This is a genomic window from Hungatella sp. L36, from assembly GCF_014288035.1.
The window spans coordinates 101,123-125,656 of sequence record NZ_JACOPC010000013.1 but is presented as its reverse complement, the minus strand read 5'-3'; the positions used below and the strand labels follow the sequence as shown (position 1 = coordinate 125,656).

Genomic DNA, 24,534 nt, shown 5'->3' with positions numbered 1-24,534 from the left:
GAATAAGTATAACGTAATTTGAATTAATAGGTACAGAAATTAAAAACAACTATAAATCTATCAGGCGAAGGAGAAATGACATGATTAGCACGTTACAAGAACAAATTGAAGTAGCAGCAAGGACAATAGCAACAGATAGCTATGCAATGTCAATAGGTGAGCTAATAAATATGTATAGGGATGAAGAAATAGATATTCATCCTGAGTTTCAGCGAGCATATAGGTGGGGAATAGATCAAAAGTCAAAGTTAATTGAATCGATCTTACTTGGAATACCAATGCCGCCTATTTTTATTTTTCATCGAAGAGATGGAATTTGGGATGTAATAGATGGGCAACAAAGATTATCCACTATTTTTGAATTTGCGGGTATATATGTGGATGAAAACAAAAAATTAAATCCTAAAATAAAATTAGAAAAAACAAAATTCTTGCCAGCATTAGAGAATATCGTGTGGGAGGATGAAAACGATGATGTATATCAATTAACTCAAGCTCAAAGATTGTTGATTAAGCGAGCAAAAATTGATGTGAAATTACTAAAATCAACAAGTGATAAAGACGCTAAATATGATTTGTTCCAAAGATTGAATACAGGAGGATCACACTTAACACCACAAGAGATAAGAACTTGTCTAATTATTATGGAGAATAAAGAATTTTATGATATATTATCAAAAATGAGGGAAAATGCAGATTTTAAAACTTGTTTGCCTCTTACTGATAGAGCAATTAAAGAGCAAGAAGATTTAGAATATATTATTAGATTTATAGTAGCGAGACATGGAGATATTAATAATATGCCTAGTAGCTTACATGAATATTTTGATAATACGATAATAAATCTTATCTCGACAGAAGCATTAGATGTAGAAAAGGAAGTGGATATATTTGAAAAAACGTTTAAATACATAAATAATATGTTGGGTGAAAATGCATTTAAAAGATATGATATAGAACATAATAAATTTGTGGGTTCTATAACCTTAAGTGCATATGAGGCTATGGTTCCTGAAGTAAGCAAAAAAATTGATTATTATATATCTGAGGTTTCTAAGAATGACTTTATGGAAAAAGTTAAAATAATGCATACAAATAAACAATATGGGCCTTTCTCAGGAAGAAGATCAACTAATAGATTTACAGCGTTACTTAAGGTAGGGCAGGAGGTTTTTTAATTGGCCATAAAAATAAATACTTTGGAAATGCTTTTAGAAGAATTAGATCAGGATTTACAATGGAGAAAAAAAGAAATATTAGATATAAGAACCCTTATAATAGCAAATGATTATTTGCCATGTTTGTTACGCTCTTGTTTTACATTATCATGTGCACATTTCGAAGGATTTATAAGATATGCCTCAAATGCATATATAGCATATATTGCTGGACAAAAAATAGAATGTCGCAAATTGAAATTAGAGATAGCGGCCATTTTAATTAGGAAAAAGCACTATAACTTATTTTCTAATAATCAATATAAAGTAAAAACTTCCGTTGTCAAGAAAGCACTTGAAGAGTATGAAAACATACTATCACAACAGTTTATTATTAAGTTAAATGACAATGCAGAACCTATAGTTGATGAAGATGAGCCTGCTATACCTACAGAATCTAATCCTAAACCAGATGTTTTGAAAGAAATCACTCAGATTATAGGTTTAGATTACGAGAATATGTTTAAAGCAAGGGAACCATTTATTGATCGCGAATTATTAAATCCTAGACATAATATCGTACATGGGCGTAGGCGAGTACCAAATTATAATGAGGTTATAGAGGTCACGGACTATGTATTAGAAATTATGGAAACATATAAGGAAAATGTCTATTCTTTAGCGGAAAAGGAAGATTATTTAAAGTGAAAAAATAATTACATCTTTTCTTAGTGATAAGAGTTTATATAATCTGTCATAACCCAACAACGCTAAATAGAAATTTTTATATACGCTCATCACATGCGGAAAGAGTTATTTCGTTACAGCGTAAAGGAAAAGATGGTGCTTGATGTGATTATGAGTTGTATTAAGTAGTATAAGAAGTAGGAGGCTACACCCAGGGCTAATTCTGCGCTGTGAACATCATTATTATCCCCTCAACACATGTCGAGACGGTAATAATGATGCGGAATTGTGGATTAAAAGGAAAATAAAAGGGTTTAACCACAAAATATAGTAGTTTTGGTAAAAACACTGTGTTTTTATAGTTGTTATTTTTAGAGATTATGGTATGCTTAAGATTATGAATTATTAGTAAAAATTACTGGAGTATTAATTACTAATATGATATCCTGACACATAAAAATACTTTTCAGAAGGTGAACTAAGCTGGGCTTTGTTGTTGCAAATTTTGCAACAATCGGATCCGATGGAATATGATATCATTTGGACTTTATAATCTTGATGTTATCATTTCTGCTGGTTTACAGAATGTTTAGAATTTCCTGTAAGTACATATTCGGAGGCAATTTATAAAAATGGAATATTTTGAACCAATTAATGAGACATCTTATTTAGCCGTTCCCAATGCACCGGTATACCGTAAAATTATGCGGTGTTTTTACCGTGAATATGAGAAGATGCATTTCCAGATATATAAAGAAGATATATACCAGATGCTTAAGCAGGATAAGACGTTCACGGATTATACCATGGAACAGCTGATGACAGATCTGGAAGCCTTGGTCAAGTGGAAAAATCTTACTCCGATCCAGGATCCGGGAAGGGTTTACACCATAGCGGATTACAAGAATAAGCAGTATCGCTATACCATGTCGGAGTATGCGGTTGAGATTGAACGTCTCACGGTGCGTCTGGAAAATCTCTTTTTGGAATCCGGAAATTTATCCACGAATTTTTTTGTGCGTTTGGAAAAAAGTCTGCAAAAGGCGGAAGAAATAAAAGACAGCAGCCTGAAGGAGATCAATGAGTGGTGGGGAATGCTTCAGGAGGATTTTAAGAGGTTAAACCAGAATTATCAGGATTATCTGCGGGATTTCTATTCCGGAAAAACGGAACAGCTCATGAAGTCAGTGGAATTTGTTGTACATAAGGACAAGTTTATTAAGTATTTGAATGAATTTGTGCAGGAATTGCAGCGCCATTCCAAGCGGATTGAGCAGATTCTGACAGATAATATGTCCGTAATTGAAGAGAATATTCTGGAAAGAGTGATACAGAGTGAATTGGACATTCCACATGCGGTTTTGCAGCTTCATGGGAATGCGGAGCCGGGTATTCGTGAAAATGTGATGGGCAAATGGAATTCTTTGAAAAACTGGTTTATAGATTCTCAGGGAAACGAATGTGAGTGCAAAAAAGTTCTGAAAATCACGAATGACGTAATAAGAAGTATTATTCAGAATGCAGCGCTGATTGTTCAGTTCCAGAACGGCGGAATCAGCAGGAAGGATGATTATCGCAAGTTTCTGGAGCTGTTTTTGAAATGTGAGGATTTGGAAGAGGCGCAGAAATTGTCGGCTCATGTCTTTGGAGTACAAAAAATTCAGCATTTTAAGACGTTGGAACCCCGCGAGGGGGATGGGATCAATGAAAGCATTTATAAGGATGAGCCTGCTGTTTTTCTGCTGAAACCTCATACAAGATCTTATCGGGAGAAAAAAGACCGGAGAGGATTTACCGACAAGTCTTTGGAGAAATACATACAGAGGGAGAAGTATCTGCAGAAGATCAAACGGCAGAAAGAGATTGTTATGCATTACATCAAGGCTGACAAGATCACGTTTTCAGAGATAGAAGAGGTTATTTCAGAGGAGACAAGGATTACATTTTTGCAGTGGATCACGCAGGCCAATATGAATTCCCGGAAAACAGGAAGGACAGAATATGGGCAGGAATATCGTTTGACACGATCGAAAGGAAAATGCGTGTTAAAGTGCGAGGATGGGGATCTGGTCATGCCGGCGTTTGTATTGGAGTTTAAAACATTATGAATGAATTCAGAACACTGTTAGAGAATTTCTGGATTTGTAAGGATTCGGATAAGGAAACGTATTATAAAGTGAAACGAGATATTTCGAATTTTCAGAGGTTTGTCAGGGAGCAGCTCGGCTGGAAACTCGTTCACACGGAAAATTTGTTGAAATTAGAGAAAAGACCGGCCCATGCGGAATCGTTTATGGGAATCGGAGAATTTTTGGAAATCAGGGACTACTGTATTTTGTGCGTGGCGCTGATGTATCTGGAGGACAAAGAGGAACAGGAGCAGTTTCTGTTGTCGGAGTTGATTGATTATGTGGAAACGCAGCTAAAATCTTATATATCCATAGATTGGACTTCTTTCACTCAGAGAAAGTCTCTGGTCCGTGTCCTGCAATATATGGAGAAACTGCAGATGCTCCGGGTATATGAGGGACGCAGCGAGGCCTTTGGCTCGGAGGCCGGGCATGAAGTTTTGTATGAAAATACCGGATATTCAAAGTATTTTGCAACCAGCTTTCCAACCGGCATCTCCGGGTTTGAATCCTGGGAGGATTTTGAAAAGACGGATTTTGAGGAATTTCAGGAAAACAGAGGCGCCTTGCGCATCAACCGTGTGTATCGGCAGCTGACGGTGTGTCCGTCTATGTACTGGGAAAGCAGTGAGGACGCGGATTCACTTTATTTAAAAAATCAGCGTCAGTGGGTTGCAAAATATATCAACGATAATATGGGAGGCAATCTGAATCTATACAAAAATATGGCATGTATCTCATTGGACGGGGATGACTGTTATGGTTCTGTTCATCCAAGAGATGCCATGCTTCCGGAGATTGTGCTTCTGGTCTGTGGGAAGATACAGAAAGAGGTAGCGGAAGGAACTTTAGAAAAGCAGGAAAATGAATGTATTTACATGACAAGGGAACGCATTTCGGACGTGATTTTGTCCTGCCGCAGAGAGTGGAACAGCGGATGGAGCAAAGAATACCGGGAAATGGATGAGGACCTGCTTCTGGAACATGTGTTGAAATATATGAAATCCTGGCTGATGATTCGATATGATGGAACGCAGATTGTTATATTTCCGTCTGTGGGAAGAACAGCAGGAGTTTATCCGGAGGATTTCGAGGGAGGTACCGGGGAGTGAAAGACCGCTTTAAAATGAACCGCATAGGGTTCGTGAATTTCTGGTTATATGATGAAGAAGATTTTGAATTTGTGAATGGAAAGCTTCTGCTGCGGGGACAAAATGCGTCTGGTAAATCCATTACGACCCAGAGCTTTATTCCCTTCATATTGGACGGTGACCGTACACCGAGCCGGCTGGATCCCTTTGGGTCCAGCGACCGTAGAATGGAGTATTATTTCCTGGGGGAGGAAGGAAAGGACGAATCCACAGGATATTTATATTTGGAACTCAAAAAAGAGGGGGCGGAAGAATACCGTACCATTGCCATCGGGCAGAGGGCAAAAAAAGGAAAACCCATTGACTTCTGGGGATTTGTCATTTTGGACGGACGAAGGATTGGTTATGATTTGCAGCTGTACAAGGAGATCGGTTCGAGCAAAATCCCTTTAGACAGGAGGGAAATGAAAACAGAGCTTGGAGAAGACAATTTTTTTACGACAAGCCAAAGTGAATATAAAAAAGCGGTCAACCAGTACATTTTCGGATTCCGGAAAGCAGAGCAGTATGAACAGTTTATTAAATTGCTTGTGAAGGTCCGGGCTCCCAAACTTTCCAAGGAATTTAAGCCTACCAGGGTATATGAGATATTAAATGATTCTTTGCAGACGCTGACAGATGAAGACCTGCGCGCTATGGTGGACGCCATGGAGAAAATGGATGAGATTCAGGACAGTCTGGAGATTTTGAAGCGGGCCTTCGATGATGTGAAGATCATACGGAATGAATATACCCGGTATAATCAATATATGCTTGCTAAAAAGGCACAAGCTTATATGGCGATGAAGCAGAAGATAGAGGCAGAACAGTGTCAGCTTAACATACAGGAACAGAAAAGCCAGGAGACAGAGGCGGCCAGGAACAGCAAGAGTCAGCGTCTGGCTGACTTAGAAGAGCAAAAAAAGCTAAAAGGAATTGAGCGGGTCGGACTCCTGGACGCAGATCTGGAGGAAATCGACCGCAAGCTGGAGCAGGCCATGGGAGAGAAAGAAGAGGCTGCGGGGAAGGTTACCGCTTGGGAGAATAAGATCCGGGATTATCAGGAAATGATCTGGCGGGAAGAGCGCAGAATAAAGGAAATTAAGGATCACCTGGATCAAATACAGCAGGAGATAGGTGATGCCAAGTCGGAACTGGGAGAGCAGCAGGAAATCCTTCAGTGGAATCAGCACGAAGAGGCTCTTCAGATGATAGACGGAGTAGATCATGAGAAAAGTGGGGAAATTGCAAAAAGCCTTGATTTGCTGAAAAAACTGTTGGCTGAATGCAAGAGAGAAATACGTGAGTATGAGGAGTTATCCGGACAGTACGATGAACTGGCGGCGCAGCTGGAAATGCTTCAGACTGAAAAAGCAGAGGATCAGCAGAAACTTAAGACTGCACAGGAAGATGTTGTCCGCTGTATGGATCAGTGGATCACAGCTGTCTATGAAGCAGAGAAAAAATCTGCTCAGTGGAGGCCTGACAGTGAGCTGCTTCCAAAACTGGAGGAGAAGATCCGGGAGTATCAGTCGGCAGCAGATGCAGAAATGGTGCAGGAGCTTTTGCGCACGGATTATGAGCGCCAGCGTCAGGAGCTGATGGATCAAAAAAGCAGTTTGGAGTATCAGAAGAAAATCCAGAAGGAGGAACTGGATCAGGAAAAAGAAAAACTCACATGTCTGCAAAATTCTGGGGATCTGGAGCCGGAGAGGGACGAGAGTGCAGAAGGTTCAAGAAAGGCGCTGGAGAAGGCTGGTATCAAAGCAGTACCTTTTTATAAAACGGTGGAATTTTCTGAGAATCTGGATGAGACGGGCTGTGCAAGGCTGGAGGCGCAGCTCCAGAAAATGGGGATTTTAGATGCGCTTGTAGTATCCGCGGATGATTTCGAGAATATCAGGAAGCAGTGTCCCGGTTTTTTGGATACGGTTTTGTATGTGAAAGAGGGCGGAACTTCCGGTTTTTCCAAGCTGACTGTCAGTGAAGAACTGGAACCTGCTCTGAAAGAGACTGTTCAGAGGATTCTAAGCAATATTTATGAAGAGAAAGAACATGGACAGGGAATTCACCTTGGAAAAGACGGAAGTTTCCAACAGGGAATTCTGGCTGGAAAAGCAGGCAAAACAGGTAGTGCTGAGTTTGTGGGAGTTCTGGCAAGAAAAAGGCGGAAAGAACAGAAAATCCGTGAGCTGGAAGGCCGGATTTCTGAGATAACAGAAGCAATTGTAATTTTGGAAAAAGAGATTACAGCGGTGCGGGAGCATTTGGAAAAATTGCAGGAGGAATATCAGAAGCTGCCTGGTTTTTCCGAGATTAACGCTGCCCTGGACCAGGAAAAAGAATGTGAATACAAGCTGCAGAAGATATGTGAGGAATGTGGAAAAAAAGAAGCGCAGGAGCGGCAGCTGATATTAAAAAAGAACCGGCAATACCAGACAATGCTTCAAAAGTGCAAACCATTTCCATACGGAAGAACAGAAGAGGCCTATGAGGAAGCCGATGATGCGCTGGAAGAATATAGCCGTATCTGGCAGGAGATCCGGCAGGCGTTACTGCAGTTTAGGACGGATCAGGAGAATCTCAGGGCAGAGAAGGATAGGCTCATTCAAAGTGAACAGCTGATGGATGATGCTTTTGTGGAGAAACGCAGCTGGAGCACAAAAGAAAAAGAGAGCGGGATTCGGATCCGGCAGTTTGAGGAGTACCTTAACCGTCCGGAAATTGCAGAAAAGGCAAACCGCTTAAAACAGCTGAAGAAAGAGCTGGACGAGATTGGGACCGAGTGTGATGCTTTAAAAAAAGATTTGGCTATTCTGGAGGAAAGGCTGCGGGTGATTCTGGAAGATGAGCCAAAACAAAAGGAGAGTCTGCGGCAGAAAATCATAGCAGAAACCTGCCTGAGAAATTATTTTGAAGAGGAACTTGCACTAAAGCTGGTATTTGCCAGAGAAAGCCAGGGGATTTTTGAGTGTGCCAAGAGAGCGGTGTCGGTACTTCGGGAAAGCGATAAGAACAGAGAGCCGACGGACCTGCTGCAGGCGCTTCATCAGGTATATCAGCGCCATAACGGCAGTCTGGTCAATTACGGCACATCTCTGGAGGAATGCTTTGACACGCCGGCAGAGGCGGCTCTGGAAACAGAGGCCGCGGCGGGCGCAATACGAAAGCGGGTACGGGTCGTTTCCTCGTGGAATGGGAAAAAGGTATATCTGGAAGAATTTTACGGAATCCTGAAACAGGCCATTGATGAGACGGAACTGCTGATCCAGAAGAAGGACAGGGAGCTGTTTGAGGATATTTTGTCTCAGACCATCAGCCGGCAGCTCACGGACCGGATTGCGGAAAGCCGGAAATGGGTTTCGGATATGTCGCAGCTCATGAAGGAAATGGATACCTCTATGGGCCTTATCTTTTCTCTGGACTGGAAACCCTGCAAAGCAGAAAATGATATGGAATTAGATACCGCAGAGCTTGAACAGATTCTGCTCAGAGATTATACGCTTCTGACCATAGAGGATATTGAAAAGGTTGCGGCGCATTTTCGAAGCAGAATCCGCACGGAAAAGCAGAAACTGGAAGATAAAGGCGATATGATCAATTATATGGACCTTGTCAGGGATGCGCTGGATTATCGCAAATGGTTTGAATTCCACATGTTTTTCAGACGTGGGGAAGGGGAGCGGAAGTTTTTGACCAATGCGGCGTTTAACCGTTTCAGCGGCGGAGAAAAGGCTATGGCGATGTATGTTCCTCTTTTTGCGGCAGTCAATGCACAGTATAAAAAAGCGGAGCAGGAAGACCATCCGCGAATCATTGCTTTGGATGAGGCATTTGCAGGAGTGGATGACAAAAATATCAGCAGCATGTTCGAGCTTGTGCATAAGCTGGATTTTGATTATATTATGAATTCCCAGGCATTGTGGGGATGTTTTGAGACGGTAAAAGGACTTCGGATTGCAGAACTTTCAAGGCCTCAGGATTCACAGGTTGTTTCGGTGATCCGTTATACATGGAATGGACGTGAGAAGATATTAGATGTGCAATAATAAAGAATGTGCAAAATACTTTAAAAGCCAGCAGGCATATCATAGATGTTTTGAAGAATTTTGGAAAAAATGGAGATCTTACGGAAAAGCTGCCGGAAACATTACGCTTAAGCGGACTTCAGAGGAAGAGCGGCGGGCGGTAGGCGGCATAATCGGTAAAGTGTTTTATGAGGAAACGATCCGGTTTTCTTTCCTGGAATTTGAACAAGGACTGCAAAAAACACGTTTTGCGCCGGTTGATATGAAAGAGGTGCTGGAGGAATATTTCGGAGAGACGCTTATTACTACTCAGGGCCGGCAGAAAGAAGAGCTGGAGAGAAAAAATAAGTTTCTGGACAGAATCTGCGGATATTTTGAAAAAAATGCCGGCAATAATTCGGCGGCGCTTTTATGGATGCGTGAAATGATTTCTGAGAAAAAATACGGATATCAGCTGTTGATGAGGGAGTATGCAAAAGATGAGAAGCAGGCGGAACAACTGGTGCAAAATGTGGGAAACGCAGTGTTGAAGCTAAAAGAGCCGGAAAACGGCGAAGAGGAATATCCGTTAGCCGTGCTGGCCGCTGAGATAACAGATAATCCTCATTATTTGGACCGTGGCACAACTGCCGGACTGCTTTTTATACACGCAATTTGCTGGTGCGAAAAAATGAAATTGCCCGAAAGCGCACATCAGTGGCGGAAACTGCTGATGCAGGTTTCAATTGTTCCGGACAATATATCTTCCATGGTCCACGGTTATGGGCTTCAGCTGCTCACGGAACAGGGATGGCATTTGGCCTATGATACGTTCTGCGACCGAAAAGAACCATATGTGATTACCATGGAGAATATGAAGGGGATTATCGGCGTGCAGGCAGTTGGGGAGAAGGTGTATGTAGTTGAGAATGAGATGGTTTTCAGCTATTTAATCCATAATCTGAAAAGTTCGGACCATACCCTTCTGTGTACTTCCGGTCAGCCCCGTTCCGTGGCCCAGATACTGATACCCTATATTTTGGCCAGTGGGGCCGAAGTTTATTATAATGGGGATATTGATCCGGATGGGATCTGTATCGCCGACAGGCTTTGGCTGAAATTCGGGGATCGCATTCATATATGGAGAATGACGCCTGCGGATTATGAAAAAAGCCTGTCAAAAGAAAAAATAGGGGATATCGGAAAATCAAAGCTTGAAAATATCAGCCATCCTATATTGAAGAAAACGGCGGAATGCGTGAAGGAAAAACGGCTGGCCGGATATCAGGAAAATATGCTGAAAGAGCTGCTCGAGGATATGAAAACCTGAGGCGGGGACACATCTTATGGTTCCGCCAAGATTGGATTTCGCTTTGGGGGAATAACGCTATGAAAGAGGAATTGCAAGACCAGCCTGCAACTGTTGTAAATTTTGCGATAGTTCAAAAGGACGGGGCAAGAACCGTAGTGAGACGGGTTGCTCCCTATAATTTGGATGTTGCAAAAGCGTATAGTATAAGTAGAGGGATTTTTCTAAAGGGAATATCGGCAGAGGTATTCTAAAAAAGCAAGAGGAGGAAGGCTGGGGCACAAAAATCATTGACCGTATGGTCAATAAATTAAAGGATGCCTTCTCAAAAATGTTAGGTTTTTCGCCAATAAACATAAAATATATGAGGAAGTTTGCGGAAAGTTGGCCTGACTTTGAAATTGTGCAACGGGTCGTTGCACAAATACCATGGCGAACAAATATTTCTTTAATGGACAAACTAAAAGATGAAGAAAGTCGTATTTGGTAGGCTTATATTCTAGTCCACTTTATGTAGAACAAAGCTGGTAAGAATAAAAGTAGGTGTGACATGAAACGGTGCTTTTATTTGTGATGTAAATGAAGTTAGACAAGCGAAACTCCGCCAGGGATGAGCCATGTCTTTCAGACATCATTATTATCCACTCACCACATGTGGAAGTGTGTTGTTTGATATCACTTGTGGATAAAAAGAGGAAATAAGGTAATGACCACAAGATGTAGTAGTTTGAAACGCAAAAAAGGCAAAAAATTAAGTGGAAATGCACTGTGTTTTTAGAATGAAAAAATTACTTTTAATAGATATCAGGAGGATATTTAACCGTCTTAGACCATTCGAAAAGTATTTTTGCTATAAAAAGATATGCAGTAAAGGGAATTTGGTGAGATATGTTGAAAGTCGATTATCTGGTTATCGTTCTGATAACCAGATAATCGATTTTTTTGAAAAAGATCAGGTGACTATGTTTCGCTTGATCTTTTTTATTTGGTTACTACTTGTAAATAACAGCGTGTGATGATGTACCCTGGTATGCATTTTCGAACCTGAGGTGCTTTTGTTCAACTGAAAATTCCGGAAACAGTCTAGATGAACTAAAAGACTAATTATACTATAAATTAGTTAAAATACAAAACCATCTTTAAAATACAAAATTGATGGTGAAATATAAGGATGATATACTCAGAAAATCTATTGGAGGCTTATACTATCTTACACGATACATGGAGGTATCTATGAAAATTGAATTTGAAAAAAATGAGTTCTGGTGGGGAGGAATCGTGCATAGGGGCGTTGAAATGCCGATTAACGCGAATCAGCATGCTGTAATTGATTTTGGAGATATAAACACGCCAAATCAATCGACGAATCTGTTGTTGTCCAGTAAGGGAAGATATTTATATAGTCAGGAACCTTACACCGCTACATTTAATAATGGGACAGTCGAAATAGACAGAGAGATAACGTACAGGGACGGTTATGCGAATCTGCGCGGGGCCTATCTGGCGGCGATGAGAGCATATTTTCCATTTGAAAATTGTTTGCCGGATCAGCATTTCTTTACCATGCCCCAGTATAATACCTGGATCGAGCTTATGTATGAGCAGAACCAGGCAGATATTATAAAGTATGCAGAACAGATTATTGAAAATGATTTTCCAACGGGAATACTGATGATTGACGAAGGATGGGCTGAGGATTATGGGAGCTATGAATTTCGAAAGGGAGCATTTCCAGATGCAAAGGGAATGGTAGAGGAGCTGAAACAGATGGGGTTCAGGGTCATGTTGTGGATGACACCATATATATCCCCTGACTCTGCAGCTTTTCGGGAGATCGAGCCTTTGGGATACCTGATTAAGGATCACACTGGAGAGACAGCCATCAGAAGGTGGTGGAACGGTTACAGCGCGGTGCTGGATTTGACGAATCAAAATACATGTAACTGGTTTTACCATAAACTGAAAGGTATTATGAGCACATACGGAATTGATGGGTTTAAGTTCGACGGAGGTGATCCCAATATGTATCGGGACACAGATAGAATTGCGGTACCAATGTCCTCATGGGAACAGATGAAAAAATACGGCGAAGTTGGTTTGCGTTTTTCCTTTAACGAATTCCGGGCGGGGTGGGGACTGGGGGGAAAACCCTTAGTTATGCGGCTGTCGGATAAAAATCACAGCTGGGATGAGAATGGATTAAACATGCTGCTGCCAAACTCTTTGATTCAGGGGCTGATGGGATATGCATACCACTGCCCGGATATGATAGGAGGCGGAGAGTACCAGAATTTCAAAGAAAACAGCTGTAAACTGGATAGAGAATTAATAGTCCGGTATGCGCAGGCAGCGGCGTTTTGTCCGATGATGCAGTTTTCAGCGGCACCATGGAGAATATTAGATAAAGAACAGTTAGATATTGTCCGAACAGCTGCAAAATTGCACGTCCAAATGGGAAAAATTATACTGAAATTGGCAGAAGAGGCGTCCAAAACGGGAGAACCAATTATGCGTTCGATGGAGTATATGTACCCGGATAATGGATACGAAAGGATCAATGACCAGTTTATGCTGGGGGACAGAATACTGGTCGCTCCTGTCTGCAAAAAAGGAGTGATAAAAAGAAATGTTTGCCTGCCGGAGGGCGCATGGCTGACAGAAGACAGAATTGTTTATAGAGGCGGCAGAACAATAGAGATGGAATGTCCAATGGACAAAATAATATGGCTGGAAAGGAAAGAGGAATAGTAACATGTATGATATGTCAGTAGATGAGCTTAGAAAATATATGGGGTCTACGCCGAAAGCAAATGATTTTGAAGAGTATTGGGAACGCGGTTTGCAGGAAATGAGGAGAGTGGAGGCGAATATTGAGTGGAAGAAAGCAGATTTCACAGTGCCATATGCCGATTGCTTTGATTTGTATTATACAGGTGTAAAGAATGCCAGAATACATGCCAAGGTCATCATACCCAAAAAGAAGGCACGGCTATTTCCAGCGTTATTAACTTTTCATGGGTATTCCAGCAGATGTGGGTCCTGGACGAGTAAAATGCAGTATGCAGCGGCAGGATTTGTTGTTGCAGCAATGGATTGCAGAGGACAGGGCGGTGCTTCTGAAGATTCCGGTGGGGTGAAAGGAACCACTTTTCAAGGCCATTTTATCCGCGGACTGGATGGCGAGGCAGACCATATGCTAATGAGAAATATTTTTCTGGATACGGCACAGCTTGCAGGAATTATCATGGAGCTTCCAGAAGTCGATGAGACGAGAATCGGTGTATATGGCGGTTCCCAAGGAGGCGCCTTATCTATTGCATGTGCCGGATTAGAGAGGCGTATCAGCAGGATTTCCGTGCAATATCCTTTTCTGTCGGATTATAAACGGGCGTTGGAAATGGACTCCCCTGACAGTGCATACCAGGAACTGAAGAATTATTTCCGGCTGTTTGATCCACAGCATTTGAAAGAGAGAGAAATATTTGAGCGTTTGAGCTATATCGATGTACAGAATTTTGCTGGAAAAATAAAGGGTACAGTACAGATGGGGGCTTCACTGATGGATATAACATGCCCGCCTTCCACACAGTTTGCAGTATTTAATAAATTAAATTGTGAGAAAAGCATTTATATGTTTTATGAGTATGGTCATGAAAATTTACCTGATTATGATGATATGGAAATGCGCTTTTTTCTAAAAGACTGGATTTGACGAGGAGTGTATAATGTGGAAAAGATGAGTGAGGAAATTGTTCTGAATTATCATACATATCCCTTAGTGGTTGGAAATGCAGATAAATATACGTTTAGCAATTGGGATATGTGCGGAAGCACGGTTTTAATAGAACCAAAGATTATAGGTGAAAATTATACTACTAATGATATCAAATGGGAGGTGTTTGATGAGTCTGTCGCTGAAGTAAAGAACGGACTTGTGCGTGCGAAGACCACCGGTTTTACAACTGTAAGAGCGAGTCTGCCATCAGGAGCAGCAGCCTGCTGTGAAATAGCTGTAATTGATAATATAACGCGGACTACTACGCTATGGCTGGAGCTCAGTACGGATCAGATGATACTGGAAAGTGGAGAATGTGCGGATATTCTTGCCTTTCTTTACCCGGAAGATGTGTTGAAGAACGGAGCAATGAATCGAAATGTCCTGTTTGAGTCGTCAGACAGGGCTGTCGCAGAGGTGGAACGGAGTGGTAAGCTTATTGCAGCTTCAGAAGGAACGGCCGAAATCAGGGTTATATCCGAGGACATAGGACGTGAAGCAGTCTGTAAAATACAGGTGATTTCCAGAGCGAATACTGAGTACTGCGATATCAGAGAGATTGTGTTGAATGAAGTGAGATGGCCGAATAGAAAACTCCCTTGTTGTGATTCCAGCCATGAACTGACAGTCGGCTGCAGTGCCTGTATGGGAATAAGAACAAAAGGAGATGTGGGAGGGGTGATATGGCGGTCTTCTAATCCGTATATTGCTTCTGTGAATGAACATGGGAAGGTGATCTCACATTCTGCCGGTGAGGTAACGATTTATGCGACGACTATTCGCGGAGGTAAAAGAAAGGAGTTTCATCTATCAGTCAAACCCGTTGAGATTAATGCAGACAAGATTATACTGAGCAAACAAGCGATCCGTATGTCGGCGGGAGAGCAGCAAACGGTCTATGGTCTGGCATTACCTGCAGCATTTAGTTCTCCTCATTTTCAATGGGAGTTATCAGATTCGGAGATTGCTGAGATTGTTTCTATAAAGGAGAATGAGTTCGGTGGTGAGGAAGTCGTGGTTCAGGCGATGAAAGAAGGCAGCGCTTTTATAAAAGCGTCATATAAAGAAATAACGGCCGTTTGCACCGTGCACATCGGCAGTAAAGGAAATGTCGGGAATTTATGTGTAGAGCCGGAAAAAAGGCTGCAGATAGAAGAGGTGTACAGGCTGAAATACACATATGATGACGGGGATTTCAATCATGAATTACACTGGTTAAGTGATGACAGGGAATGTGTCTCTGTGAATCCGGAAGGAACTGTCAAAGCGTATGCTCCTGGAAGGGTTCGGATATTCTGTATTTCTGGAGACAATTTGACAACAGAAGAGAGGTACCAGCTATGGAAGCTGAGCCAAGTGCGCAGACTGGAGCAGGATTCTTACTGGTCAGCAAAGCTTCAGACGATTTTAAACCATGCAGTATACGGTGAATCAGAGATAATTATAGAAGCGGAAACGGATGGACAGCATTGTCTGAGAAATCTGCATATTGTAGATGAGGCTGTCACTGCTGACAGTGTGATGCTGCTTTGGAACAGGGCGTCTTTGCCGGATGCAGATGATTTCTCACACTATCTTGTAACCTGGAAAAAGCGAGGGGAAGGATATTGTGATGAGAACAAGGCTTTAACGGTCAAATTAGGATATACGGCAAATGAACTGGAGCCAGAAACGGATTATGAGTTTTGTGTAGCGGCGCTCGATGGCGTAAACCGGGTGATTCGCAGTCAAACGGTTCATGCCAGAACCTCAAAATTATCAAAGGTGATTGATGTTACGACGAAACCATATTTTGCAGCGGGGAGCGGTAAAACCATAGATACTTATGCAATTCAAAAAGCAATTGATGATTGTCCGGAAAATGGTATGGTTTTGCTGCCGGCCGGACACGTTTTTTACAGCGGGGCCTTGTTTTTGAAAAGCAATATGATATTTGAGGTAGAGGGCATTCTCATTGGAAGTACGGATCCAAAGGATTATCCTCCTGTTGTTACCCGATGGGAAGGCTGGAGGAAACTGACACAGCCGGCGAAGTGCTGGGTGAATTCCACCGATGCAGTACCGGAAAACCGGATGGCTTATGCCAGTCTACTAAATGCGGGCGTTTACGACGAAGGAGAAAGGGGAAAAAGCGGCCCATATCACGTGGAAAATGTAATTATTAGAGGGCACGGAATGATAAATGGAAACGGATTCAAACTGGGGTATAATGAAGGACCGAATCATTACGATATAGATGGTGGTCTTCCTGTTCCTTTCTCCACCCGGATGGATCCTAGCATTCGGGGCAGGGCAATTACGATTCACAATGGGAAAAATATTTATATCAAAGATGTCACTGTCTGCTACAGCCCATCCTGGACAATTCATACCATTTACTGCAGTCATGTAACCATGGATCATATAATGGTGATTTCCAAGGGGACAGGAAAAACAGGGGCCAGTGACGATATTTGTATTCTGAATGGAGATGGAATTGATCCCGATTCCAGTATTCATGTCAATATATTTGACTGTTTCTTTTATACAGGTGATGATGCTGTGGCAGTTAAATCGGGGCGTGACAGAGAGGGAAATGAGTTAAATAAACCTTCCGCGTATATTCGAGTGACGGATTGTGCCAGTGTGGGCTCAAAAGGAGGGTTCTGTATTGGAAGTGAACAGGCTGCAGGCGCTCATGATATTCTGTGGCAGAATCTTGTGGTAAAAGATATTGATCTTTTCGGTCTTTGGATCAAGGCAAGCCCTTCCAGGGGCGGGCTGGTTCAGGACATCATGTGGAAGGACTGTGTCCTGGAAGGAACACAGGGAGGTATCTTTTTGGAGGACAGGTATCATGGATCAGGAAGTAATCCGGCCAGGGTACTTCCCGAAATATGTCATAACACATTTCAAAATATTTGCTCCAAACGTCAGAAATATTTTGGAATTAAAGTTGCCGGATTAGAGGACAGTTATATCCATGATATTTTAATAAGAGACAGCTTATTTGAAGAAATCTTAAGCGATGAGGATGAGGCTTTTGAGGTCATTTGCGGACAGAATATTGTAATAGAAAATACAGAAATTCCAAAAGGTTATAGTTGGAACATTGATGAGGTTTCCGTTGTTTTAAATGATCAGAAATGAATACGTAGCTTTAAATGGCTGTGATATGTCATAAAAGTATTGCAGCCATTTTTATTGCAACAAGTAAAAATGCACAAAAAATACTGCTGAAAATTAGCTGTTTATACAAAAAATAGGGGCGATTTCTCAAAAACGAAACAATGTTTAATTTTTAAAATTGATAAATGACAAAAACACAGATAGACTTAGGCCATCAAAACAAATGCGAAGTCGAATGGAGAATGGGAGGTTTCAAATTGAAAAGTAAAGAAAAAAGAGTACCAGTAAAAAGCATCAGGCAGGAAATAAAAAATAATTTGTTTTTTTATCTGCTGCCGCTTCCTGGAATTATATTCCTGATTCTATTTAATTACGTTCCGATGGCGGGGCTGTACATAGTTTTTGAGAAGTATACCTATCAGGGAGGATTATTTGGAAGCGAGTTTGTAGGACTAAAGAATTTTGAATTTTTCTTTAAAAGTATAGATAATGCATTGAGAGCTACAAGGAATACGTTAATTATTAACGGATTCAGTATTGTTCTGGGAACTGTGGCAAACGTTGGTATCGCTATTGCAATCAATGAAATACGTAATAAATGGTTCCGTAAAGTTACACAGTCGGTCATGCTTTTTCCCCACTTTATATCGTGGATTGTTGTCGGTATGATATCCCTTACCCTGTTTGACGAAAATAAAGGACTGTTGAACCAGTTTATTCAGATGCTGGGCGGAGATGCCGTTTCCTGGTATTCCAATGCGTCACTGTGGTGGCCGATTCTGATCTTAACCAGTGTCTGGAAGGGTGCAGGATATGGATCGCTCATTTACTTTGGAGCGCTGACAGGCTTTGACCAAAGCCTCTATGAAGCAGCCGAAATAGATGGGGCAAACAGATGGCAGAGAATCATGAGAATTACGATTCCGTTGCTGAAGCCTACGATTATATTAATGTTCCTTTTAAATATTGGCGGAATCCTGTTTGGAAGCGTGGATCAGATCATGGGTATGACGAACTTAAATCCATTGCTGTTTGAAACCACAGATACCATAGCAACATTCGTATATCGCTCTGCAATTTTGAATGGACAGTTTGAATCGGCCTCGGCGATTACACTGTATCAGTCAATTTTTGGCTTTATTCTGGTAATGGCAGCAAATAAACTGGTTAAAAAGTTTGACCCGGATTATGCATTATTTTAGGGAGGAAAGATCATGAAAAAGAGACATAAAAAAAAGGAAAGTCTGGTTTGCTATCTGATTGTCGGAATCATGGCATTTCTTTGCTTTTTACCGCTGTGGATAACATTTGCATCATCTATTTCAAATGAAACGGCCATTGTGAAGAACGGATTCTCTTTACTTCCTCAGGAGCCTACCCTGGAAACATACAGGTATATACTCAAGGATAAGGGAACCATGATCATCAGGGCATTCGGTGTTTCGTTCGCAGTTATTTTCCTGGGAACGCTGTACTCACTGTTCATTATGACCACATTTGCATATACGGTAGCACAGAAAAAAGAGGTTTTTCGTTTTTCCAGTGCACTTTCATTTTTTGCATGGTTTACTACTGTGTTTAGCGGAGGTATTTTACCATGGTATATCTTAATGACACGGTATTATGGACTGCAAAATAATCTGTTTGCATTATTTGTTCCGTACGGCATGAACGTGTTTTATATGTTTGTGTTAAAGAATAGCTTTAAGGCTATTCCGGAAGAGCTGATTGAAGCAGCACGAATTGACGGTGCAACCAGCATGAAGATATTTACAAGTATTGCGATACCGCTGGCCAAGGTTGGACTGGTGACAGTGATATTGTTTATGTCACTTCAGTATTGGAATGATTTCCATTTAAGCCTTTACTTAATCACAAAGTCAGACTTATACACAGTACAGAAACTTCTATATAACATGATGGCAAATATATCGGCACTACTCAGCGGAACAAAGTCAGTCGTAGAGGCTTCAAATATCACAATTCCTTCTAATACGGCTCGAATGGTAATGACAATGCTGACGGTTCTGCCGGTAGTAGCATTCTTCCCATTTGCTCAAAAGTATTTTGTAAAGGGAATAACGGTTGGAGCGGTAAAAGGGTAAAAATGGCAAATAGATAAGATCGGTATCTTTCTGGTAAATATTCAGCCAGTATGATAAAATTAATTATCCAAGGAGGAAAACGGATGAGAAAGAGAGCAGCAGCGTTGATTTTAAGTGTCGTAATGACTTTGGGGGCAGTACTTACCGGCTGTGGAAGCGGAGGGCCCCAGGCAAACAGCGGCAGTGAAGGGCGTGTCAGTGCCCCGCGTGAGGCGGATGGCAGTGGCAGCGGAAAAGAAGTGGTTAGCCTGCGCATGATTATGTATGGAGATATGACCAGCAGAAGAGAAGAGTATTTCAAAAAAGACTTTCATGAGGCAGTTTTGAATGATCTGGGGATAGATCTGACGGTTGAATTTATGCCATGGGGATCAGATTCCACGGTTGCTACCATGCTGGCAAGTGGAGAATCATTTGCAGTATGGAATATTGTATCGGCATTTGATTGGGCAGCTAAGGGATATCTGGCTGAAATAGATGAAGCATTAATTCAGGAGAAATTACCAAATCTGATTCGGGTCAGAACAGAAAATAATGGCTTTGAGTGTGTAAAACATAATAATAAAATTTATGCGGTCCCGTTTGGCAGCAAGCCCTATGCGGGTAGGATGCAGACAATAGAAGTTCGGAATGATATTTTAAAGCAGGTGGGGTATGAGGCTTCTGAGATTACCACATATGATCAGTTAATGAGTGCTTTTGAGGCAGTAAAGCAGGCATTTCCGGATATGAGAATAAGCAGAAGCTCAAGCTATCTATGGAACGCGTTAAACAGCGAAACATCAGACCAGCTGGTCAGCATCATGAGCGGTACCGCATTTACCTATGTGGATGAACTGGAGAATAATGATACGGTTTACAGTATGTATGAATCGGAAGCATATAAGAACCTTTGCAAGCTGGTTCGTCAGTGGGTAGAGAATGGATATATTCTGCAGGATGAAATCAGCAATCCGACACAGGGAGCGGCTGACTGGGAAGCGGGGAATTGTCTGACGATGTATGGTACTCCAGGCGCATGGATTGACAGAAGTCTGCAGGGAGCTGTACCTGGAGCGGAGCTGGCTCTTATAAAGATTGGTGACAATCAAAAGATTAAAAATCTCGACTACGACTGGGGATTCAGTATTTCAGCCAACGACCAGAAAAATGTAGACAGATGGCTGGAACTATTTGACTGGCTGTATAAGGATCAGGATACCTATAATTTCTGTATCTACGGTGTGGAGGGTAAGGACTGGGAATATAACGAAGATGGGACAATCAAAAAACTGGTGACGGACAGTTTCTTTGACAGCTGGTTCATGCAGGCTATGGAATATAATGTTTATGATAAAGAATTATCAAAAGAAGCCATAGAAGCCTACGAAACGAATGACGATGGTTCCCTGCTTTCTAAAACGGCAGGATTCAGCTTTAACAGCGAGCCTGTGGCGTCAGAACTGGCAATGATGACGGCAGTATGGACTGAATTGATAGAGCCGATGACGTTAGGAATACTGGATTACGATGAGAATTACGACAAGATGATACAGCAATTGAAAAAAGCCGGTCTCGATAAGTATATGGAAGAGTACCAGAGACAGTATTCGGAGTGGTATGCTGCAAATAGAAAACAGTAAGGGATAGGAGGCAGAGCAACTCACGGTTACCGTGAGTTCTCTGTATCTTTGTACCAGTAAATGGGGTTATCTTAAGCGGTGATGGGGGGCAGTGTATGAAAAGAAGAATGAGTACCTTTAAGGACAGTGTGAATTCATTAGTAGGTAAAACACTGTTCTGCACAATCTCAATTACGATGGCGGTATTGATGACCACATCAGTTGTTCTGTTTTTTTGGTTTCGCAGTCAAATGACAAAAGAGTATCAGAAATTGACAAACGCGACAATTGCAAATATTGATGTGGTTTTTGATTATTATATGGATAATACAAAAAATATGATGGTTCAATGGTTCTATTCTTCAGATGGGACTGTCTGCCGTTTGAGTAATGATAATAATGTCAGCTCCAATATGCCGCTGTTGTTAAATGTTCAGAACGTCATAGGGAATATACCGTTTATACATTCCCTGTATTTTTTAGGAGAAAACAGGGAAGTAGTATTTGAAACAGGTACGGGGATATCCTACACAAAAGATTTAAGCGATGTGCTTCCAGAAAAACTAGCACTGAAAAAAAACGTTGTAAAACCGTTTATATGGCTGGCACAAAATCGGTATCAGAACAAGGACGATGTGGCGCTGCTCACCATGTATTGCTGGGAGACCCCTTTGGAAAGTCCAAGGTTTACGGGAGCTGCGGTCGTTAATCTCGATGCGGGTGAACTTAGCAGGAGCCTATTTTCCGAGAAGGTTCCAGAAGATTTAGAGATATTCATCATGGACGAGTCAGGTAATATTATCTGCCATAGCGGCATGGAGTATTATGGGCAGAACTGGTCTGACCGAGAAGATATTAAAAAAATATTAGCCGGTGAAGAACACGTTTTTAAGGCCAGCCAGGATGACCGGCTGATAGAAACCAGTTGGATTAAATCAATGCAGAGCGGTTTCTATATTGTGGCACAGTCAGAATATGTCAATGGGATTCACCGGTTTAATACGATCGCCAATGTAGTTTTTGTCGTAATGCTTGCAGCAGCGGCAATTATTATTGCATTTACATGGCCGCTGTGCCGTCTTATTTATAAGCCACTTAACAGTATGATTTCTGATATTCGAAAAAAAATCGCTATGGAAGATCATGGATATAATGAGATCCAGGTGTTGAACCAGTATTATGAGCAGTTAGCGGAAGATATCCTGCAGTTAAACGAGAATGAAGAGAAGAATTTTATAGTGAAAAATCTTTTATTGGATAATCAGATCGATACGGTGCAGAATTTATTACTGAAAAATCGTATGATATCTGTGGGTAGAGGGTATTTTCTGGTGTTGGCCTATCTCACTGATGATAAGGAAAAAGCATTAAGTATGCAGGAGTACGATATGATGAGAAAAATTGTCAGTGATATTTTTTCTTCAAATCTTGGTAATCTCGGCTGCTGTACCTATTTTGAAATTAGTTTGAGAAAAATGCTTTTTTTGCTTTCAGAGGCAGATGAACAGAGTATAGATGGATCGGAACTTTTGTCAGGCGTTAAGCAGATCAGAAGATCGGCAGAAGATTTGATACATAATAAAGTGGTAATTTACTTATCGGACCGGTATTTGGGGGACTGCGATAACTGTGTACCCGCGTTTAAAGAAGCAGAAGAGCGGTTAAAAACGAGGAGCATACTGGAAGAAAATGCAGGAACTGAGATTGGTCATTATAATCAGGCAGGCGCAGCAGAACAGATGAAGGCAGCAGAAAAGCACGAAAAGGAATTCCTTGTCTGTGCGAAGAAAAGGGACAGAGAGAAATATATAAAAACTTTGGAAGCGCTTTTGGATAACTGTAAGGATGTCCGGTATAAGGAGTTTATTGCATTCATGGTGAAGCTTTCGCTGGAGGTACTCCAGCTTAAGGGAAAGAAACTGAAAACTGAGGATTCAGAAGAGCAGGAGAAGAAACTGCGGCAGCAGCTGGAAGGTCTGTCTTTGCGTAGAGAATATATTGAATGGTTTGACGTACTTTTCCAGGAAGCGGATGTTAAAATGGAGCAGATCAACAGCTATTCCACTGCAAACCAGATGTCTGACGCTGTTGACTATATCAGAAATAATTACGATGACAGTATGTTAAATGTAAACATGCTGGCGGATAAGATGAATATTAGCGCTCCATATTTTGGAAAACTATTTAAGGAGTTTACCGGCTGTACGGCACTGGAATACATCACAAGAACGCGTATGGAGAAAGCACACGATCTTTTGCTGACGGAACCAGACAAAGATATCAGTAAAATCGCGTCGGCTGTCGGGTATAGTAATAATGCCTATTTTGCGACTGCGTTTAAAAAGTATTTTGGAGTTTCACCGTCAAAGCTGCGGGACTATCATGCAGTCTCAGGAATAAAGACAGATTCTGATGAATGAAAAGGGATAAGGTGGAAACATGGTTTATACAAGCATTCGTCCAGGGAAGGTATGGCTGGATACGGAAGGGAAGAGAATCCAGGCCCATGGCGGTTCTCTGCTTTATGAGAATGGAACTTACTACTGGTATGGTGAGAATAAAGAAAAGACTACGGGAGAGGATGCTGTTTTACATTGGGGGATCAAATGCTATGCTTCAAAAGATTTGTATAATTGGGAAGATCAGGGTATTATCATCCCACCTGATACGGAAGATGAGAATTCGTCACTCCATCCGACCTCCAAGATGGAGCGGCCGCATATTATTTATAATAAGAATACGAAGAAGTATGTTTGTTGGATAAAAGTTATCAATCGGGGTGGTTCCCAAACAGAGACAGTATTAACTGCAGACCGTTTATTGGGACCATATATTAAGGTGAAAGAAGGAATAAAGCCGCTTGGAATGAATGCCGGAGATTTTGACCTGGCTGTAGCGGAGGATGGAAAAGCATATTACTATTTTGAGCGGATTCACAGTGAAATAATATGTGCAGATTTAACCGTTGATTATACGGATGTAACGGGATTTTACAGTACGCATTTTCCACACCCGGCACCGCCATATGTAAGGGAAGCTCCGGCACATTTCCTGAGAAAGGGGAAACACTATCTGCTGACTTCAGGCACAACAGGATACCTCCCAAATCCGTCGGAAGCTGCGGTTGGCGACACGTGGCATGGTCCATTTTATGTGCTGGGAGATACGCATCCGGAAGATACAAGCAGGACATCATACCATTCCCAGATATCGTCTGTATTTAAAGTTCCGGGGAAAAAGGACCTTTACATTGCATGTGCGGATCGCTGGATGCCGGATCTGATGGCAATAAAGTATGAAGCATATCGTGACCTGTTTATTAATCTGTTTAATGGGATAGATGCAGACTTTTCAAGTCTCACAAAGGATTTAGGCATAAACTTTAACCGCGCGATCCGGAATACATCCATAGCTGATTATGTTTGGCTGCCGCTGCGCTTTGCAGAGCCGGATGCAGAGCATCCGTCAGGGCAGGTATATATCGACTGGCTCGATGAGTGGCGGATAGAGGATTACGAGTAAAGAG

16 protein-coding genes are annotated in these 24,534 nt (G+C 41.7%); all 16 read left to right on the top strand.

What is annotated here, in order from left to right:
- Positions 1-80 precede the first annotated feature (80 nt).
- The 16 genes from H8S80_RS24950 to H8S80_RS24875 all read left to right on the top strand — a co-directional run bounded on the left by H8S80_RS24950 (position 81) and on the right by H8S80_RS24875 (position 24,530).
- The gene (locus tag H8S80_RS24950) at positions 81-1,178 is read left to right on the top strand and encodes a DUF262 domain-containing protein (RefSeq protein WP_117632446.1); all 1,098 of its coding nucleotides are present in this window, start codon (positions 81-83) and stop codon (positions 1,176-1,178) included.
- The gene (locus H8S80_RS24945) at positions 1,179-1,865 is read left to right on the top strand and encodes an MAE_28990/MAE_18760 family HEPN-like nuclease (RefSeq protein WP_117632445.1); all 687 of its coding nucleotides are present in this window, start codon (positions 1,179-1,181) and stop codon (positions 1,863-1,865) included.
- Between the two features lie 611 nt (positions 1,866-2,476).
- A complete protein-coding gene (locus H8S80_RS24940; protein ID WP_048929564.1) occupies positions 2,477-3,952 on the top strand; it encodes a TIGR02677 family protein in 1,476 nt (491 codons plus the stop codon).
- Positions 3,949-5,085: a TIGR02678 family protein gene (locus tag H8S80_RS24935; protein WP_117632444.1), complete on the top strand. Its 1,137-nt coding sequence runs from the start codon at positions 3,949-3,951 to the stop codon at positions 5,083-5,085. Before H8S80_RS24940 ends, H8S80_RS24935 begins: the two co-directional genes overlap by 4 nt.
- Positions 5,082-9,152, top strand: a complete 4,071-nt coding sequence (locus tag H8S80_RS24930) for a TIGR02680 family protein (RefSeq protein WP_117632443.1) — start codon at positions 5,082-5,084, stop codon at positions 9,150-9,152. Before H8S80_RS24935 ends, H8S80_RS24930 begins: the two co-directional genes overlap by 4 nt.
- Positions 9,142-10,440, top strand: a complete 1,299-nt coding sequence (locus H8S80_RS24925) for a TIGR02679 domain-containing protein (protein WP_117632442.1) — start codon at positions 9,142-9,144, stop codon at positions 10,438-10,440. The genes H8S80_RS24930 and H8S80_RS24925 overlap by 11 nt, the downstream gene beginning before the upstream one ends.
- Before the next feature lie 59 nt (positions 10,441-10,499).
- Entirely contained in the window at positions 10,500-10,673 is a 174-nt protein-coding gene (locus tag H8S80_RS24920) for a virulence RhuM family protein (protein WP_147338554.1), read from the top strand.
- A complete protein-coding gene (locus H8S80_RS24915) occupies positions 10,655-10,909 on the top strand; it encodes a DUF1016 N-terminal domain-containing protein (RefSeq protein WP_227162500.1) in 255 nt (84 codons plus the stop codon). The genes H8S80_RS24920 and H8S80_RS24915 overlap by 19 nt, the downstream gene beginning before the upstream one ends.
- A 743-nt stretch (positions 10,910-11,652) precedes the next feature.
- A complete protein-coding gene (locus H8S80_RS24910; protein WP_181987970.1) occupies positions 11,653-13,167 on the top strand; it encodes a glycoside hydrolase family 31 protein in 1,515 nt (504 codons plus the stop codon).
- Between the two features lie 4 nt (positions 13,168-13,171).
- The gene (locus H8S80_RS24905; RefSeq protein WP_002603044.1) at positions 13,172-14,131 is read left to right on the top strand and encodes an acetylxylan esterase; all 960 of its coding nucleotides are present in this window, start codon (positions 13,172-13,174) and stop codon (positions 14,129-14,131) included.
- A gap of 24 nt (positions 14,132-14,155) precedes the next feature.
- On the top strand, positions 14,156-17,323 hold the full coding sequence (locus H8S80_RS24900) for a glycosyl hydrolase family 28 protein (protein ID WP_243007929.1): 3,168 nt from the start codon (positions 14,156-14,158) through the stop codon (positions 17,321-17,323).
- Positions 17,324-17,559: 236 nt separating this feature from the next.
- The gene (locus tag H8S80_RS24895; RefSeq protein WP_025529410.1) at positions 17,560-18,504 is read left to right on the top strand and encodes an ABC transporter permease; all 945 of its coding nucleotides are present in this window, start codon (positions 17,560-17,562) and stop codon (positions 18,502-18,504) included.
- Positions 18,505-18,516: 12 nt separating this feature from the next.
- The gene (locus tag H8S80_RS24890; RefSeq protein ID WP_117632440.1) at positions 18,517-19,407 is read left to right on the top strand and encodes a carbohydrate ABC transporter permease; all 891 of its coding nucleotides are present in this window, start codon (positions 18,517-18,519) and stop codon (positions 19,405-19,407) included.
- Positions 19,408-19,490: 83 nt separating this feature from the next.
- A complete protein-coding gene (locus H8S80_RS24885; RefSeq protein WP_025529413.1) occupies positions 19,491-21,029 on the top strand; it encodes an ABC transporter substrate-binding protein in 1,539 nt (512 codons plus the stop codon).
- A 95-nt stretch (positions 21,030-21,124) separates the two neighbouring features.
- Entirely contained in the window at positions 21,125-23,428 is a 2,304-nt protein-coding gene (locus H8S80_RS24880; protein WP_117502144.1) for an AraC family transcriptional regulator, read from the top strand.
- Between the two features lie 19 nt (positions 23,429-23,447).
- A complete protein-coding gene (locus H8S80_RS24875; protein WP_025529415.1) occupies positions 23,448-24,530 on the top strand; it encodes a family 43 glycosylhydrolase in 1,083 nt (360 codons plus the stop codon).
- Positions 24,531-24,534 lie beyond the last annotated feature (4 nt).